This is a genomic window from Methylobacterium sp. A54F (assembly GCF_053346035.1).
The window spans coordinates 268,247-283,013 of the sequence record NZ_JBKFBF010000003.1 but is presented as its reverse complement, the minus strand read 5'-3'; the positions used below and the strand labels follow the sequence as shown (position 1 = coordinate 283,013).

The following is a 14,767-nucleotide window of genomic DNA, read 5'->3' as shown; positions in this document are numbered from 1 at the left end:
CAGCACCCTGGAGAGTCTCGGCGGCAGCCTGCTCACGGTTGGCTTGATCCTGGTTGGAGCCGGCTTACCGCTGCTCCGCTGACGGCATCTCGTCGTCGCGATCGGAGCCCCGCAACCAGACGATCTGGCTGTCATGCCCTTCAGGCGCCGCCAGCGACGGCTCGGCCTCGCCACCATCCTCAGCATCTGGATCCCCGTCCGCTTGGTCGAGCAGCGCGACGATCCGGTCGACCACGTCAAGGGCGAGCTCGGCCAGCCGCTCGAACTCCTCGCGCGGGGTGGTAGCGGCCGGCACGCGACCGCCGGCCGGGAAGCGGATGACGTTGGTCATCGGGCAGCCCCTACGATCGCGCGGCGAGGCACGAGGATGCCGATGACGGTCCCGACGATCTTCTCCCGCAGGTGATCCTCCTGGTACGGACCGTCGCTGGTGTAGAGCATCCCGCCCTCCAGGCCCTGCCTGAGCCGTCGGTCGAGCATCGCAGCGCTGGTAGGCCGGTTGATCGGATCGACCCACCAGCTTTCGCCACCTGAGCCGACCGCGCGCCGGTTGGTCTGCAGGATGGAGCGCGTGCCGTTATTCCACTCCAACACGCAGAGCGCGCCAGGGATGGGGTCGCGCCGGCCCGGGTCATAGACGACCGTCTCGCCTGGGCGCACGAGCGGATAGGCCAAGGCGGTTCGGGCCTCCTGCTCGCCCATGCCATCCGGGCACTCGGCCATGAGCGGAAGCGGGGCCGGAGCAGGCCGGTGCTTCAGAGCCACCTCGGTTGGGGTGTAGACCCCGATTATCCGATGAAGCTTCTCGATGCGGTCGGCGCTCAACATGCCGACACGCCCCGTCCTCGCCTGCACGACCTCGATCAGAGGCACGACCTCGGATCCCGGGGCGAATGGTTGCGCGAACGCCGGGATGAAGCTGTGCGTCAGGTCGAAGATGACCGGCCCGGCCGCATCCTTGAAGTAGAAGACGGCTAATCCGGCGCCCTCCGGCATGACCGGCTCTACGATGACGCAACTGCTAGGCGCCGCGTGAAGGCCGAGGCCGTGCTCGTCGACGCGCAGGCCATAGGCGCCCGGATGCGCGCCCGCCGGCCCGCGGACGGTGCCCAGTGACGGAGACTGCTCGGCCACCTGTTCCGCCGACGCGCGCTTGATGAAGCGCCCGGCGGCATCGCGGGCGTGGACAGCCCGCTCACGCAGGCTGGCCTTCGCAGGGGCGGGACTGGTCTTGCGTGCGGTGCTCATGCTCGCCTCCCTCACGCGACCGGCAGGAAGCCGTAGGCGGCGATGCCACCCACGATGATCAGGGCGGCCGTCAGCGCCTCACCGGTTCGCTGCAGGGCGCGCGTGGCCACCGTGATAGCCGGTGCCTTTAGTGAGACGGGCGAGATGATGGCTGTGTGCGGCGGCAGGGTTGGCAGAGGGTGGCTGAAGTTGGGGAAGCGCTCGTGCGACATCGTTCGGGCTCCGGGATGGGCTCGTGAGGACAGGCTCAGCGGTGGTGTGGGGTGGGTCCCTTTTCGGCGCCGATCAGGCCGGCGGCGGGCGGGCCTTATGCGCGAAGGGTATGCCCATGACGGTCATCCCTTCAGTTCGGCCGCGAGAAATCTGAGAACCGGCCGCGGAGCGCCTTGCAGTGGGCCAGCGCCCAAGCGTGCTGCTCGGTCAGGCCGCGCTCGCCGCGGGCGGTACGCTGGCGATAGGAGGCGGCGAGCCGCAGGCAGATGGCGTGATCCTCGCGGGCGTGGCGAAGACGGTCAGCAGGGGCGCGGAGTGGCAGGGGAAGCATCGGCCCGGCTCCTCAGTGCGCAGCGACGCGGCGGGCAGCGTGGGCGGCCTGCCAAGTGGCCTTGAGCGCCACCGACATACTGGCAGCCCAGTTGGTGCCTGTGCGCTCCTGATGAGCTTTCGCGGCGAGGACAGCGCAGGCCATCACGGCGCGGCGGTCGAAGCGGCCGGCGACGACGAGGGGGAGGTTGCGGGTGCGGCTGTAAGTCTGCGCCAAGGTGCGGGCACCAGCGAGGCCGGCGGGGACCACGGCGCGATCAGCCTTGAGTTCGCGGAGGGCAGCGGACCATGACAGCACGCGGATAGAGGACATCGGCGGAGCCTTGAAAGGGCTAGAACTTACCCTTATCGTGTAAACCCATACCGATAGCGCGTCAACACTCAACGCGCATGTTTTTACATGATAGGTGCCGAATGCTGACCGGGGAGCAGTTGCGGGCCGGACGCGCCATGCTGAAGTTGGAGCAGGGCGAGCTTGCTGAACTGTCGGCCGTCTCCGTCGAGACCATCAAGAGATTGGAACGAATGGATGGTCCCCTGAGCGCCAACACCATGACGATTGCCGGACTGCAGAAGGCCCTTGAGGGGGAAGGGGTAATCTTTCTTCCGGAGAATGGTGGCCTAGCCGGCGTGCGGTTGCGCCGAGATCCACCGGCCAACATCCGGACGCGGAAACGTAGAGGCGACGCGCAGGCGTGACCCTCACGACGCTCTATCCGCCGATCGCGGCCGCCACGGTGCTCAACTGCTTCCTGTTCGCTGTGGCGTGGCGGGAACATCGGAGGGAGACGCAGGGTGGCCCGCAGTCCCGGTGACTGATGCCGGGCCTCCCCGGCTACTTCGCCTTTGCGGGCCTGTTCCTTTACACGAGCGGCGCTCGGCCCTTAGCGGGTTGGCTCGACCTATTCGCCGTCGCCTTGTTGTGTGAAAGGATGGGCGCGGTCATCTTATATTCGATCTTGATCGCAGCCCTGTTCACCTGTGACAGGCCGTGGCGTGATCGGGCTACGCCAGCCCTGATTGCCGCAGTGCTTGTGGTTGCGATGGTGGTCGGCGCCATCAAAGGCTGACCCTTACGAGGCCTTCAGCATCCGCGCCACGATCTGATCGGGGGTCTCGGAGTCCCATCAGCCTCGGTCGTTGCGATGCTGCCAGCGGAACATGCCATCGGTGCTCGTCCCGTCGATAGGGAGAAGGCAATGCTCAAGACGCTCATCCCGGCTGCCCTGCTCGCCGCCGTGCTGGTCGCACCAGCAACAGCCTTGCCACTGGCGCCTCTTCCAGCCCCCGACACCAACGTCGTTCAGGTCTACGGAGGCTGCGGGCCCTACGGACATCGGGGGCCATACGGTGGTTGTCGCCCTGGCGGTCAGCGAGGCGGCTACTTCGGTCGGACTTGCCCGCGTGGCCTCCATCTCGGCCTCGGTGGTCGTCGCTGCTGGCCTAACTGACAGGGCGACTACGGCTGGCAACTTTCTGCTGCGCACTCGGTTGGATCGATGAGCTTCCAAGCTCAACTCCGATGTTAACGGGGAGCCGGTCAGCACGACGGGAAGCCTTGGCGGCCCGCCGCACTGGCCGGTTCTTCGTAGAGCCCATAGCAAAACCCGCTACGGCGGGTGCCGAGCGGGCTCTCACGAGGGTGGACTGCTTGGTGCTTAGCAGTTGTCGTCCTTGCCGACACCCTGATTGGGCGTGGCGTTGTTCATGGCGCCGACCGTGCCGGGCGAGGCGGGCTGCTGGCCGCCGGCCAAGTTCTTGCTCGCCGGATCGGTGCCGTTCGCACCGGTCTTCTGATCACCCGAGCCCGTCTGGGCAGCCATCTGGTTGGCGCCCGCGTTGTTCATGGCGCCGACGGTGCCAGGCGAAGCGGGCTGCTGACCGCCGGCGAGGTTCTTACTCGACTGGTCGACGTCCGAGCTCTTCTGGTTCGTAGACTGCTGGTTCGGGGTCTTGTCCTTCGCAGCACCCGTGTTGCAGGGAGCTGCGACGGCCGAGCCGATCATGAGGCTGAGGCCGGCGACGGCCCCGACCAGGGTAGAAACCTTCATTGTGTTCCTCCGATGTTTTGGCGAGGAACAAAGCACCATGGGGTGGCCAGAGTTCCCCGGTGCTGTGGGACCATGTGGCAATCGCTGTGAGGGTGGCGTCTTCTTCGACGACGAAGAGATGGCATTTGCCTTCTGCACGGGAGCCGGCCGCAGTTGGCACAACGAGGCAGAGGTCTTACCTTCCCTATTGGATCCGTCCGCACTCGCTTCGGCTGATGCGCGGTACGGAGCGGTCGGCGGCCCCCGTCTTCACCCCGTTGGCGGTGCGGGCCGCCGGCCGTACAAGCGCTTCGTTGTCGCGGTCCTTGCAGCCGCAGGAACGTCGAGCTCGCTGCCTACTTCTCCTCAAAACAATTCTGGGAAGGAGACAGCCATGGACAACGATACGCTGATCCCGATGCTTGCGATCGTGACGCTGGTCATCGTCGTAGCAGCTGCACTGTTCCTCCGGGGCCGCGTAGCCAAGTCGAAGGGCGATCCGGCTCGTTCAAGCTTCACGGAGCATCACGGCGAGGCTCCTCGTCAGAATAGGCCCGGCACTGATCACTGAGGCTCAGCCTCTCGGCAAGCCGCAGATCAGCCTCACGAGGCTCATAGCATCCGGACTACGACCTGATGGGCCTCTCGATCTCCCATTCAGGGACAGGCCCATCTGGTGCCACGGAACCGGCAGCTAACCGACTGCCGACACGCTGAGCCTTACGAACCCCGTTGCGTATCAGCTCGCCCACCGTGTGGGCACGGTACGCCCCCCGCCAGCCCATGATTAGATCGGGCTCAATGATCGAAAGCGTGTGAGGGGTTGCTCATCTGCGTGCTCGCGACGAGCGATGCGATCCACTCGATCTGCGCTGTCGCTGCAGTGCGTGCCTCGTAGACCTCAAGCCGAGAGGGTGTGCCGTAAGCGATCTCTCGACGCAGCTTGATGCCGAGGACAGCGATCTTCGTACGTATCTCCGCCAGGGCATTATTCCACCCGGGGGCGAAATCGGGATTTCCCTCGAGGCATCTGAGGTGCAGATCAGCCTCGGTTTCGAGCCTTTTAACAGTGTGCGTGCTGGCCCAACACACCTGGAACCGAAGCATGTTTAGGCTGGTCGATATGGCGTCTGACACGGGACCAGGGCTCCTGCAGGCGGGAAGCGGCCGTTAGCCATACAGAACTTCGCACGCTCTGCACGCAATGGTTGGATGCCCTCACCCTGCCTCCAGTGTCTGGGCCACGATCTGATCCGGCGTCTCAGGATCCTGAGAGTTCAGTCTCGCCCGCAGCCCCTTCCCGGCTTTGAACACAACGGCCCGCTTGGCCTCGACGTCGACAGCAGCACCCGTCTTCGGATTGCGCCCTGCCCGAGCCCAGGTCTCCTTCAGGGTGAAGGCCGCAAAGCCGCGCAGTTCGACGCGATCCCCCTCCACCAAGGCATCCGTGATGCGGCCGAGAATGGAGCTCACCACGGCGTCACATTCGCGGGCGGTCAGATGCGGGTGCTTGGCCAGGAGTCGGGCAGCGAGTTCGGATCGGGTCATGCGAGGAGGAAGCACGGCACGTCCTAGCGCTCAATCCAGCCCATGGGTAATCGCCGCGAGATAGGTTACCCATAATCGCGAGTGAGGACGATGCCAGTCTTGTCCTCAAGAAATGCGGCCACCGCGTTAGCATTCTCAGAGGATGGGTCCTTCAATACGATGACGGCCACTATTTCACCGCGCGGGCCTCGGACTTGGATACCATGTTGCCCATTATCAGCTACCAGAACCGTGAAGCACTTCGCTCCGTGGACGGTTCGAGTTTCCACCTCCATCGGGTTCCTCCCGACGCTGCTTCGAAATGTGCACAACAGCCGGAATTGCCAATCTGACAGATCAACTTCTCGCGACGCGTGAGCCGGATCACAAGCGGGATCAGACTGCCCCGCGCCTCGTATCCCGTATCTGGACCAAGCGGCATACGGGGTGCATAGGAGAGCGTCCTCCCAGAGACGAGACCTCCACCTATGCTCCGCAGCCTTTTGGCTCGCAGGGCCCTTTGACCTATCCTCAAGAGGTAAAGGGCCTTAGGGAGGCGGCCGCCCGTATGATCACCGGCTCGCAGATCACCGTGGCCCGCAAGCTTCTCAAGTGGACCTCGTTGCAACTCGCCAAGCGCGCAAAGGTGCCGCTCGGTGTCGTGCTACGCGTCGAGATGAGCAGCGGCGACCCCGTGGTGACAGTCGCGCAGATGGCGGCGCTCCTTCAGGCTCTGCGCTCCCGAGGCATCGAGTTCACTGAGGGGGAACCGGGTGCGCAGCTGACCAAGGGCGCCGTGTAGAGGCATTGTCCTACCTCGCTTACCAGCGTCAGACCCTCACAGCTTGCCATCGGTTAATGAATGGTTAAGCTCACTACGTACGTAGCCCGCATCACTCGTGACAGGAGCGCCCCATGATCCGTGTGAAAGCCACCGAGGACGGGACCTACACCGTTTACCGGGACCGCACCGTGCTCGTTACAGGGCTGACTCGTGAGCAGGCTGATGCCTTTGCTCAGTCCAGCAAGGCGGTGCGTGACTACCGTATCCAGAGTTAAGCCGCACCGTTTCGGCGAAGGGTGCGGTTACCTCTATATGGTCGCTGCCGAGTCAGGCGTTGGGTATCCCCTCCGACCTCAGTCGCGCCAACCTTCATGCGTCTTTGAGTTGTCGCCCAACACGGCCTCACCCACAGGTTCTACGAAGCGTGGTTCTCCTCAACAAGGCTGGCGAGAACACACGGCGGGTCAGACACTTTCTCGCTTGGTCGGCTGAGATCGAAGTCGGATTGTTCAGCTTCCTCCGGAGGGCGCGTCCTCACCGCGCATAGCCCATACGACTGCGCGTAAATTTCGTTGAACCGTCAGCCGCCAAGTCGGTTAACGACGGGCTCGGCCCCCTGCGGCCTTCACAGTCGCCAAGGGCCAGCAACCATGGAACCAGCCAACGCCTGGCACCTGACCGATCGCCTGAACGCCGAACAGGGGAAAGGTGATCCCTTCGCAGCTGCCATTCGCGCCACTCGCATGGCGATGATCATCACTAATCCGCGAGAGCAGGATAACCCGATCGTTTTCGTCAACGATGCTTTCCTGCGCCTGACGGGCTACGGGCGAGAAGAGGTCATGGGCACCAACTGCCGGTTCCTGCAGGGGCCGGAGACCGATCGCGGTGCTGTTCGTCAGGTTCGCGAGGCGGTGGAGGACGTGCGCGACATCTCGATTGATCTCCTGAACTACCGCAAGGATGGCACGCCGTTCTGGAATGCGCTGTACCTCAGCCCGGTCATCAATGAGGCAGACGAGCTGCTGTTCTACTTCGCCTCGCAGATGGACGTGACCGACCGCGTTGAGGGCAACCTGCGCATCCTGGAGGATAAAGAGCACTTCGAACGCGAGGTTGCCATACGGACCAAGGACCTGACCGAGGCGTTGGCTGCCAAGACGATGCTCGTCCACGAGGTCGATCACCGCGTCAAAAACAACCTTCAGATGATCGCCTCGCTCCTGACCATGCAGACGCGCACCATCGCTGATCCGGCTGCCCGGGCGACGATGAACTCGATGCTCAATCGGGTCGAGGCGTTGGGCACCGTGCACCGCCGGCTCTACCAATCGCGCGATGTCGAGCGCTTCGACGTGGCCGCGTTCGCTCAGGACCTTGCTGACGACCTCGTGCGCGGGTCAGGGCGCAGCGACGTACGGCTGCACCTCGATCTGGAGGCCGTCGAGGTGCCGGTCGAGAAGGCACCGCCCGTCGCGCTGATGCTGAACGAGTTGGTCACCAATGCCCTCAAGCATGGGTTCGCCCAGGAGCGTGGTGGCCTCCTCTCCGTGTCGGTCAGGCCGGACGGAAACTACATTGCCATCCGCATCACCGACGATGGGCACGGCATGCCCGAGCAGGCAACGGGCAGCGGCTCATTCGGCAAGCGTTTGATCGAGAACCTCTCCCGTCAGCTCGCCGCCAGCATCGCTTGGCATCCCGCCCAGCCCGGTACACGGGTTGAGCTTCGGATCCCGATTGCTGGGAACACCCGGAACGTCCGGTCATGACGGCATCACCGCTACGGGTGCTGATCGTAGAGGACGAAGCACTTATCCTGATGCAGCTGGAAGCGCTGGTCGAGGACGCCGGGCACCGGGTGATCGGCACTGCGATGCGTTGCGCAGAGGCGATCGACCTCGCGCAGGAACTGCGTCCGGACCTTGCGTTCGTCGACCTTAGCTTATGCGATGGCGGCTCCGGGCTTGACGTCGCTCAAACCCTGCATGCGTCAGCGGGCGCGTTGGTTGTGTTCGTCACGGCCAATCCCCTCCGGCTTGGCAATGACCTGGCCGGGGCGGCCGGAGTGATCGCAAAGCCGTTCACGAGGGCGGTGATCGCGGGTGGGATGCTGTATCTCGAGGAGTGCATCAGACACCCGCCACCTATCCGTATGCTCCCAGGCGGCATGCGGATGGCGCCGAGGTACATCGGGCACTGATCCCCTGAAAGACAAATGCGTAGGGGGTGGATCCTCAGGCGCAGCAAGAGCTTGAGAGTGGATGAGCAACCTGCCTGCCTCGACTGCGCCCTACGCCCTGGCTGTCGATGACGACGGGCTGATCCTGATGGATGCCATCGACATCCTCGCCGATGCTGGGTTCCGCACGCTTGACGCCAGGAACGGCGATCTCGCGATTGGTATCCTCGAAGAGCACCATCGCTCCATCGTTCTTCTGTTCACCGATGTGCAGATACCGGGCACGCGTGATGGCTTTGCGCTTGCCCGGGAAACCGCTCAACGCTGGCCGCACATCTCAATCGTTGCGGCTTCGGGCCACGTTTCACCTAGTCCAGGCGACATGCCAGAGGGCAGCTGCTTCATCGCCAAACCCTTCTCGGCGCGCATAGTTCACGACCACCTCCGTGATATCCTGCCGGACGGGCAAAAGCCTGAACCCTTGAAGGGATAAATCCACTTCCTCATACATACAGGCCCATGACAGAGCGGCTGCTTGTTACCGCAAGGGAAGCATGCTGGCCGGGTGAACAAGCGTGACCGTCGCACGGTTGGTGTCCTAGAGAACCACGAAAAAGCTCAAGGCCGGCGATGACGCAGTTCATTTTTTCAGTGCGGTCCGAGGCTGGTAGTGAGCACTATCAACTGAAGGCGACGCGCACGGATCGCGGGCTACGCTTCACTTGCTCCTGCAAAGCTGGTCAACGTGGCGATCAATGTCAGCATCGACTGGCACTTCTGCTCAAAGACACCAGGGCCTGTGTCGAGGTTGATCAGGAGAGCTTGACCGCCTTACATGATATGGCCGAGGGTTCCCCGCTGATGCATGCCGTGGAGATGATGGTCCAGGCTCAAGCTGCGGCAGAGGAAGCTCAGAACGACCTCAAGCGAGCCAAGAAAGTGCTTGCTACGATGCTCGGCGGCTGAGCGATCGAACATATCTCAGCGGATCGGGAGGCTCGTAAGAGCGGCACCATCCTCGCCCCTGATGGTGATGCGCCAGCTGCCCCTGAGCGCGTCCAGATCTCCCGCAGCCTTCATCTCGTCGATGACGATCCGGGCCTGCTGGATTGCCTCTGCCAGCCCGTTCGCCTCAGCCCCTTCATCGTCCCGCAGGATCTTCTGGCCGTCCGTCAGGTCGTAGAAGAAGCGTGCTGACACATGGCTCTCCCTGGGCGATGCTGCCCGCAGAAAACATGGAATGGAGGAGGTAGGTTAGGCCATTGTTTCTGCAAAGCGCATGACCAGACATAAAGGTTAAAATTGATTTAATTGGCATGCCGGCCCCCAAAAGACTAAGCGCGACATTCCGGCCGCAGACATCCGGCGAGTTTCATTTAAGATTGAGCGATCCCGAGGTCCGAACGCCGTCTGACTACGGCATGGATTTGCACAGGCGAGCGAGGACACAAGGCCGTGACCACGAGCAGCATGGGCGAGCACACCTCCGCAGTTGATCGCCAGGTTAAGCTCCGCGCTCACATCCGCGCCCTGCTCAAAAGGCTGTCGGAGAGGCAGTCGTGAGAAGTGGCGTCTGAGCCAAACGAGCGTCCCAAAAGCCTTTCTCCAGTAGCATCTAGGACAGTTCGCGAGGCTCGCCGGGCATCCTCGACACGCAAAGGTCAAGCTTGGCTTCCTCTCTGGACTGAGCTCCATGCTGATCCGACGCGAGCACCACGTCTTCCATCCGATCGACTGGCCGCAGCTCTCGGCCTTGATCCGCTTCCGTCGCGCTGGCGGCAACGGTAAGGGCTGCGGTCGTCCGCATGGTCGGCTCGTCTACCATTTTCGCGACGGCCGATGGTGGGATGCTAGGACAGGCACCTGGCACGACGGCCGTGAGGTCGCGCGGGCGCCTCCTACGGCTGAGCATCAGCGCAGGCGCTGGTGTACTCTGTTCCGCCGGAAGGCGCTGGACGACCTGTTTCAAGGAACGGATGGGATAGGCTAGAGGGGACCGGGGAGGCCTAGCCTTCATATTGGTCCATCGTGATACAGGCGCACTAAAAGAAATTCAACTCTGTGGCCAGCTGTAGATTTCATGCACGCGGCCATCATGTCGGAACCAGTAAGTGTCTTCGAACTCGTTGCAGCCATGCTCTGCATAGGACGCGGCAATATTCATTATCAGTGATTGAGCGATGCCCTCACTCGGCACGTCACAAGCGAGCATTCTCGGTTGCCTCCAGCCCGCGAGACCTGAAGATCGCACAAATATGGAATGAGCCATTTTTCCTCCAAATCGCGTAGATTTCGACTTGATTTGCAGAGTCATGTCGGAAGACACTGCGAAGTTCACGAGTTCTTGGAGGCTTGGTTAATGAATTTTAACAAAAATTTTTGCATTTAGTGTTTAGAGCGGCGTACCGATAGTTCGGTACAGACCAATTCAGAAAAGTCCTTGGCACGCTCTCCGACCATGGACGGGGATGCCGAGCTGCAGATCCTTCACGAGGTGTTGGCCGAGGATCAGCCGCTGCAGCTGCACGCGGCGTCAGACATTGCGACGTTGATTTGACGGTTCGCTTTGGGTGGCACCAGCGGATCGACGCTTCGGCAATCGTAATTCACCTTGCCGCTTACCGAAGGGCTCTCACGTAAATTCCTTCAGCCCCCACGTCGCAGCGAACCCGCCATCTGCCTTCATCTGTCTTAGCTAAGGTGCGGGGGGCGCCGAAAATAACCTTTAAACATCAGAGCGGCCCCTACGGGCGGGTACGGGGGATAACGCTTTGTTTTCGTTGATCTGTTGCAGATCTGCTCGGGGAGCCAACGATCCCCCAGCCTCCGATCCCGCTCAGGTCACGCGCCTGAACCCTGCGTGCTGCCGTCTCGCGCCGCGCCGGGAACGCGCGTCCCTCCCCTCCTCGCAGGCAGTGGCCCCCTGCACCGCAGGGCCCGGGATCCGTCCTCCGGGATCCGGCGAATGCAACCCGTGCTTGATGCGGCCTGGTAACGCCTCGCGTGCACGATGGTCGGCCTGTGCGGGAGGTGGGTCATGCGGACGTGGATCGTGGCGGGGGTGGCGGTGCTGGCCCTCGCGGGCGGCAGCCAGGAGGCGGAGGCGCGCGGCGGTCGCGGGTTCGGCCGCCTGTTCTCCGGACACGTCCGCACGGTGGACCGGCCGACGGTGCCGGGCCTGTCCCGCGCGGGCCGCCCCGAGGCGCGGACCGGCACGCTGCGCGCCGAGCCCGCGCTCATCCTCACCCCCGGGCGGACGGCTGCGGCGGCCGGCGCGGGCGCGGGCGTCCCGGCGCTGACCGCCGAGGCGGTCCCGGCCGGCGAGCCGGCGGCGCGGCCCGCCCGCGCGGAGACCCCGCGGCCGGTCCAGGAGGCGCGCGCCGTCTACCCGCCCTGCGCCTCGGACCGGCGGGTCGGCGGGCTCGGGCAGGAGGCGACCGGCTTCTGCCTGATCAACTAGCCCGGGCGAAGCGGCTCGCGGGTTCCCCGTCGGGCCGGACGCCCCAGGCGTTCCGGATGGCCGAGCTAGCCGCGGGGCTTCTTCGGCGCCACGCCCTTGTCCGGATCGGGGTTGTGCTCGGGTTTCATCGTGGGACCCGGCGTGCCCTTGCCCGGATGTCCCGTCAGCTCGTCGATGTTGCCGAGCGCGCCGCCCGCATGCGTCGTGCCGGCCTCCGGCTTGGATTTCGTAGGCTTCTTCATGGCGCTTCTCCCAGGCCGCCCGAACTTGCATTTTATTGCAGTATACCGGTCGCGGCGCAGGGAGCGAACGCGCAACCGGCACGATTGTGCCGCTCTCACGCGGCGGGCGGGAGCGGCGTGCGGACGCGGCGGCGCTGGGCGGCATCCCGCACGTGGGCGACGAGCAGCGTGACGAGGCGCATCTCCATGCTCTCCGTCCGCCCGTGCGCCTCCGCCCGGATGGCCTCCGCCGCGAGGGCGTCCGCCTCGGCCTCCAGGGCGTCCAGGGTCTCGTCGGCCGCCGTGCGGACCGCGAGCCAGATCTCCAGGAGCCGCATCACCCGGCTGGACGGCCGCCGCGGCCGGTACCGCTGGTGGAGCGCCATCCCGGCCGCGCTCAGCGAGGCGAGGCCGCTCACCATCAGGCCGAGCCAGTAGGCCGCGTTCTGCGCTTGGTCGGACAGGCTCGGCAGGCTGCCGGACAGGTAGGCGGCCGTCCCCGGATGGATCGGCAGCGCCTGCACCTTGTCGTCGGTGTCCGGCGCCTCGATCCCGGCGAGGTCGTCGTCGAGGGCGACGAGCTTCGGCTTGCCGGTCAGCACCTCCCGGGTGATCTCGCCCGCGAGCCAGTCCGGCATCGCGCTGCGGGCGACGAGCCGGTGGCTCACCGACAGGGTGGTGATGTCGTCCCCCGGCGCCGGCAGGGAGCCGACGAAGGTGCCCTTGGGCAGGTCGATCGTGTCCAGGACCGGGTGCTCGCGGGCGATCGCGGCGGCCTCCTCGACCTCGAACGTGCGCGGCGCCCCGGACCCCTTGCGCAGGGCGGTGTAGAGCGGCAGCCAGACCTTGCCGGCGGCGGGCGCGACCACGAAGACCGCGCTGATGCGCCGGTGCCGGGCCGCCTCGGTGAGCTGGTCGATGGTCAGGATCTCGCGCCGCACGCTGTCGGGCGGGATGCCGAAATGCGCCAGGACGAGGTCGAGCAGGCGCGGGTCGAGCTTGCGCCCGTCGAGGAGCGCCACCGTGGTGCCGCGCAGCTTGAGCACGCTGTCGGCGGGGCTGCCGCCGGGAGCGACGAACACGGCGGCGTCGCGGCGCAGGATGGCCAGCGTCTGCCCGTCCTGGGCGGCCGCGTCGCTGCGCACGATGGCGAGCTGGCTCTCGCCCCGGTCCAGGGCCGCCGCGGCCCCGAGGCGGTCCGGCGCCAGGACGGTCCTGATGCGGACGCGCGGGTGCTGCGCGGCGAAGTGCTGCGTGAGGGCGGCGGCGGCCTGCCGGTCCTCGGCGCTGGTCCCGGCGACGGCGATCGTGAGGGTGAGCAGGCCGAGGAGCAGGTGGGACAGGACGGCGAGGACCGCCGCGGCGACAACGATCAGCGCGACGGCCAGCGTTGCAGCGCGGCCGCGAATCCAGGCCATGCGGGCCTCCCCCTGCGGCGGCTCGGTCCGATGCATCCTGTACGCGCGCCGCGCTCATTCATGCAACTTGACCAAGCAGCCTGACCCGCATCGCCCATCCCCGGCCCGGCCGGAGGATCCGGCGGCGGGGACGGCCCGTCCGGCGGCCGGCGCGCCCGCCGGGCTACCGGTGCGCTCCGGCGCCCCTAGATCGTCGATCGAGAGCGGCGACGGCAGATCCGGGATGATGGGGAAGCTTCCATGAGACTCGTCGCCGCGCGCGCCATGGCCCTGACCGCCGGCCTCCTCGTCGTCGGAGCGGTCCGGGTGCTGGAGATGGCCGGCATCCCCTATCCGGTCGAGGATTGCCTGCTCGCGGCCGCCTGCGCGACGGCCGTGATGCTCGCCGCGGGCTGGTAGGGGCCGGTCGCGGCTCCGCAGGGACGCCGTGCCGCGGCAACCGGCCGGTGCCGGGGCGGGTTGGCGCGGATGGAACCCTGGCGCGCCGGAGTCGCACGCATGAACCGACGGATCGCGGGCCTGGCGGCCCTCTGCCTCGCCGCGACCGGTGCGAGCGGGTCCGCGCTGGCCCGCGGCGGCTCCTACACGCCGCCGGCCGGACAGGCCGCGGCCACGGCGCCCGGCGGGACGCAGGGGCTGGCCGGTCCGCGCAACGTCTCCGAGGCCGTGCGGAGCGGGCAGGCCATCGGCGTGCCCCGGCGGCCCGACCGCGGCGGATTCCCCCGGCCCGGGGAGCGGGCGCCGGGCGTCGTCCCGCCCGGCCCCGGCCGGTTCTGAGCGAGCCGCGCGAAGCACCCGCTACGGCACGGCCACGCCGGATCCGATCTTGGTGGAGACCGCGGTGAACTTGGCATTGATGCTCGTGCCGAGGCTGCGCGCGCCCGCGATGATCGCCACGGCGATCAGGGCCGCGATCAGCCCGTATTCGATGGCTGTTGCGCCGCGCTCATCCGCGGCGAAGCGCCGAAAGATCCGTTTCATCGAGCACCCACCACGCTGAGATCAGATGAAGCGACTGTGTTCCGCTTCTCTTAACAAGCTCCTCACGAGCGTGTGATGTTGCGTGCTCTGATCTCGCCTCTCCACAAGCGCGGAGTCCTGGTCGATACAGGACGAGATCCTTGCCAAGGCAAGCAAATGTCGTCCTTTTAGAGCCGTCTACTGTAGCCGGTCGCTCGCGCCCGCGGCAGGGCGCGCGTCCGTCGGCAGCGGGCGCGCCCTGAACCGGGGCGCGCCTCGTTCGTCTCAGGAGGGCCCGATCCCAAGGGCGCCCACCAAGGGCTTCGCACTCGGCCCGCCCGGCTCGCGCCGCGGCGGGCCTTTTCGTGCGCGTCGGTCACCCGGGGAGCGTGAC

At 65.7% G+C, this 14,767-nt stretch carries 24 protein-coding genes; 13 read left to right on the top strand and 11 right to left on the bottom strand.

The annotated features are described in order from the left end of the window. Window positions 1-64: 64 nt before the first annotated feature. From ACLBXP_RS07670 to ACLBXP_RS07650, 5 genes are all read right to left on the bottom strand, one after another. Window positions 65-331, bottom strand: a complete 267-nt coding sequence (locus tag ACLBXP_RS07670) for a hypothetical protein (protein ID WP_447666994.1) — start codon at window positions 329-331, stop codon at window positions 65-67. Beyond that, a complete protein-coding gene (locus ACLBXP_RS07665) occupies window positions 328-1,248 on the bottom strand; it encodes a hypothetical protein (RefSeq protein WP_447666993.1) in 921 nt (306 codons plus the stop codon). Before ACLBXP_RS07665 ends, ACLBXP_RS07670 begins: the two co-directional genes overlap by 4 nt. Before the next feature lie 11 nt (window positions 1,249-1,259). Continuing rightward, a complete protein-coding gene (locus tag ACLBXP_RS07660) occupies window positions 1,260-1,460 on the bottom strand; it encodes a hypothetical protein (RefSeq protein ID WP_447666992.1) in 201 nt (66 codons plus the stop codon). Between the two features lie 131 nt (window positions 1,461-1,591). Beyond that, window positions 1,592-1,792, bottom strand: coding sequence for a hypothetical protein (locus tag ACLBXP_RS07655; RefSeq protein ID WP_447666991.1), 201 nt, complete (start codon window positions 1,790-1,792; stop codon window positions 1,592-1,594). A gap of 12 nt (window positions 1,793-1,804) precedes the next feature. Beyond that, window positions 1,805-2,104: a hypothetical protein gene (locus ACLBXP_RS07650; RefSeq protein WP_447666990.1), complete on the bottom strand. Its 300-nt coding sequence runs from the start codon at window positions 2,102-2,104 to the stop codon at window positions 1,805-1,807. A 101-nt stretch (window positions 2,105-2,205) separates the two neighbouring features. Here ACLBXP_RS07650 and ACLBXP_RS07645 point away from each other — a divergent pair, with 101 nt between their 5' ends. From ACLBXP_RS07645 to ACLBXP_RS07635, 3 genes are all read left to right on the top strand, one after another. Continuing rightward, window positions 2,206-2,490 (top strand): helix-turn-helix domain-containing protein, encoded by a 285-nt coding sequence (locus tag ACLBXP_RS07645; RefSeq protein ID WP_447666989.1) that lies wholly within the window; start codon window positions 2,206-2,208, stop codon window positions 2,488-2,490. Between the two features lie 119 nt (window positions 2,491-2,609). Then, window positions 2,610-2,861, top strand: a complete 252-nt coding sequence (locus ACLBXP_RS07640) for a hypothetical protein (protein ID WP_447666988.1) — start codon at window positions 2,610-2,612, stop codon at window positions 2,859-2,861. 129 nt (window positions 2,862-2,990) lie between these two features. Next, window positions 2,991-3,242, top strand: a complete 252-nt coding sequence (locus ACLBXP_RS07635; RefSeq protein ID WP_447666987.1) for a GCG_CRPN prefix-to-repeats domain-containing protein — start codon at window positions 2,991-2,993, stop codon at window positions 3,240-3,242. Window positions 3,243-3,449: 207 nt separating this feature from the next. Here ACLBXP_RS07635 and ACLBXP_RS07630 read toward each other — a convergent pair whose 3' ends face one another. Next, entirely contained in the window at window positions 3,450-3,842 is a 393-nt protein-coding gene (locus ACLBXP_RS07630) for an exopolysaccharide production protein YjbE (protein WP_447666986.1), read from the bottom strand. 373 nt (window positions 3,843-4,215) lie between these two features. On the opposite strand from ACLBXP_RS07630, the gene ACLBXP_RS07625 reads away from it, so the two are divergent. After that, on the top strand, window positions 4,216-4,392 hold the full coding sequence (locus ACLBXP_RS07625) for a hypothetical protein (protein ID WP_447666985.1): 177 nt from the start codon (window positions 4,216-4,218) through the stop codon (window positions 4,390-4,392). A gap of 647 nt (window positions 4,393-5,039) precedes the next feature. On the opposite strand, the gene ACLBXP_RS07620 is transcribed toward ACLBXP_RS07625, so the two are convergent. Then, window positions 5,040-5,369, bottom strand: a complete 330-nt coding sequence (locus tag ACLBXP_RS07620) for an HU family DNA-binding protein (RefSeq protein ID WP_447666984.1) — start codon at window positions 5,367-5,369, stop codon at window positions 5,040-5,042. 547 nt (window positions 5,370-5,916) lie between these two features. On the opposite strand from ACLBXP_RS07620, the gene ACLBXP_RS07615 reads away from it, so the two are divergent. From ACLBXP_RS07615 to ACLBXP_RS07590, 6 genes are all read left to right on the top strand, one after another. Continuing rightward, on the top strand, window positions 5,917-6,150 hold the full coding sequence (locus ACLBXP_RS07615) for a transcriptional regulator (RefSeq protein ID WP_447666983.1): 234 nt from the start codon (window positions 5,917-5,919) through the stop codon (window positions 6,148-6,150). 113 nt (window positions 6,151-6,263) lie between these two features. Then, entirely contained in the window at window positions 6,264-6,407 is a 144-nt protein-coding gene (locus ACLBXP_RS07610) for a hypothetical protein (RefSeq protein WP_447666982.1), read from the top strand. 375 nt (window positions 6,408-6,782) lie between these two features. Beyond that, window positions 6,783-7,904 (top strand): histidine kinase dimerization/phosphoacceptor domain -containing protein, encoded by a 1,122-nt coding sequence (locus ACLBXP_RS07605; RefSeq protein WP_447666981.1) that lies wholly within the window; start codon window positions 6,783-6,785, stop codon window positions 7,902-7,904. Beyond that, a complete protein-coding gene (locus ACLBXP_RS07600) occupies window positions 7,901-8,335 on the top strand; it encodes a response regulator (protein ID WP_447666980.1) in 435 nt (144 codons plus the stop codon). Before ACLBXP_RS07605 ends, ACLBXP_RS07600 begins: the two co-directional genes overlap by 4 nt. A gap of 61 nt (window positions 8,336-8,396) precedes the next feature. After that, the gene (locus ACLBXP_RS07595; protein ID WP_447666979.1) at window positions 8,397-8,807 is read left to right on the top strand and encodes a response regulator; all 411 of its coding nucleotides are present in this window, start codon (window positions 8,397-8,399) and stop codon (window positions 8,805-8,807) included. 137 nt (window positions 8,808-8,944) lie between these two features. Next, window positions 8,945-9,280 carry an SWIM zinc finger family protein gene (locus ACLBXP_RS07590; protein ID WP_447666978.1) on the top strand — a complete coding sequence of 112 codons (336 nt, stop codon included), beginning with the start codon at window positions 8,945-8,947 and terminating at the stop codon, window positions 9,278-9,280. Between the two features lie 15 nt (window positions 9,281-9,295). Here ACLBXP_RS07590 and ACLBXP_RS07585 read toward each other — a convergent pair whose 3' ends face one another. After that, window positions 9,296-9,514 (bottom strand): DUF6894 family protein, encoded by a 219-nt coding sequence (locus ACLBXP_RS07585; protein WP_447666977.1) that lies wholly within the window; start codon window positions 9,512-9,514, stop codon window positions 9,296-9,298. Window positions 9,515-11,351: 1,837 nt separating this feature from the next. Between ACLBXP_RS07585 and ACLBXP_RS07580 the strand changes: the two genes are divergently transcribed. Beyond that, window positions 11,352-11,774: a hypothetical protein gene (locus tag ACLBXP_RS07580; RefSeq protein ID WP_447666976.1), complete on the top strand. Its 423-nt coding sequence runs from the start codon at window positions 11,352-11,354 to the stop codon at window positions 11,772-11,774. Between the two features lie 65 nt (window positions 11,775-11,839). Here ACLBXP_RS07580 and ACLBXP_RS07575 read toward each other — a convergent pair whose 3' ends face one another. Further along, a complete protein-coding gene (locus ACLBXP_RS07575; protein WP_447666975.1) occupies window positions 11,840-12,016 on the bottom strand; it encodes a hypothetical protein in 177 nt (58 codons plus the stop codon). Window positions 12,017-12,111: 95 nt separating this feature from the next. Next, on the bottom strand, window positions 12,112-13,413 hold the full coding sequence (locus ACLBXP_RS07570; RefSeq protein ID WP_447666974.1) for a TAXI family TRAP transporter solute-binding subunit: 1,302 nt from the start codon (window positions 13,411-13,413) through the stop codon (window positions 12,112-12,114). Window positions 13,414-13,653: 240 nt separating this feature from the next. Here ACLBXP_RS07570 and ACLBXP_RS07565 point away from each other — a divergent pair, with 240 nt between their 5' ends. Both ACLBXP_RS07565 and ACLBXP_RS07560 read left to right on the top strand, forming a co-directional pair. Then, window positions 13,654-13,812 (top strand): hypothetical protein, encoded by a 159-nt coding sequence (locus ACLBXP_RS07565; RefSeq protein WP_447666973.1) that lies wholly within the window; start codon window positions 13,654-13,656, stop codon window positions 13,810-13,812. Between the two features lie 99 nt (window positions 13,813-13,911). Then, on the top strand, window positions 13,912-14,190 hold the full coding sequence (locus ACLBXP_RS07560; RefSeq protein ID WP_447666972.1) for a hypothetical protein: 279 nt from the start codon (window positions 13,912-13,914) through the stop codon (window positions 14,188-14,190). A 21-nt stretch (window positions 14,191-14,211) separates the two neighbouring features. On the opposite strand, the gene ACLBXP_RS07555 is transcribed toward ACLBXP_RS07560, so the two are convergent. Then, complete coding sequence (locus ACLBXP_RS07555) at window positions 14,212-14,394, bottom strand: Flp family type IVb pilin (RefSeq protein WP_447666971.1); 183 nt, start codon at window positions 14,392-14,394, stop codon at window positions 14,212-14,214. Window positions 14,395-14,767 lie beyond the last annotated feature (373 nt).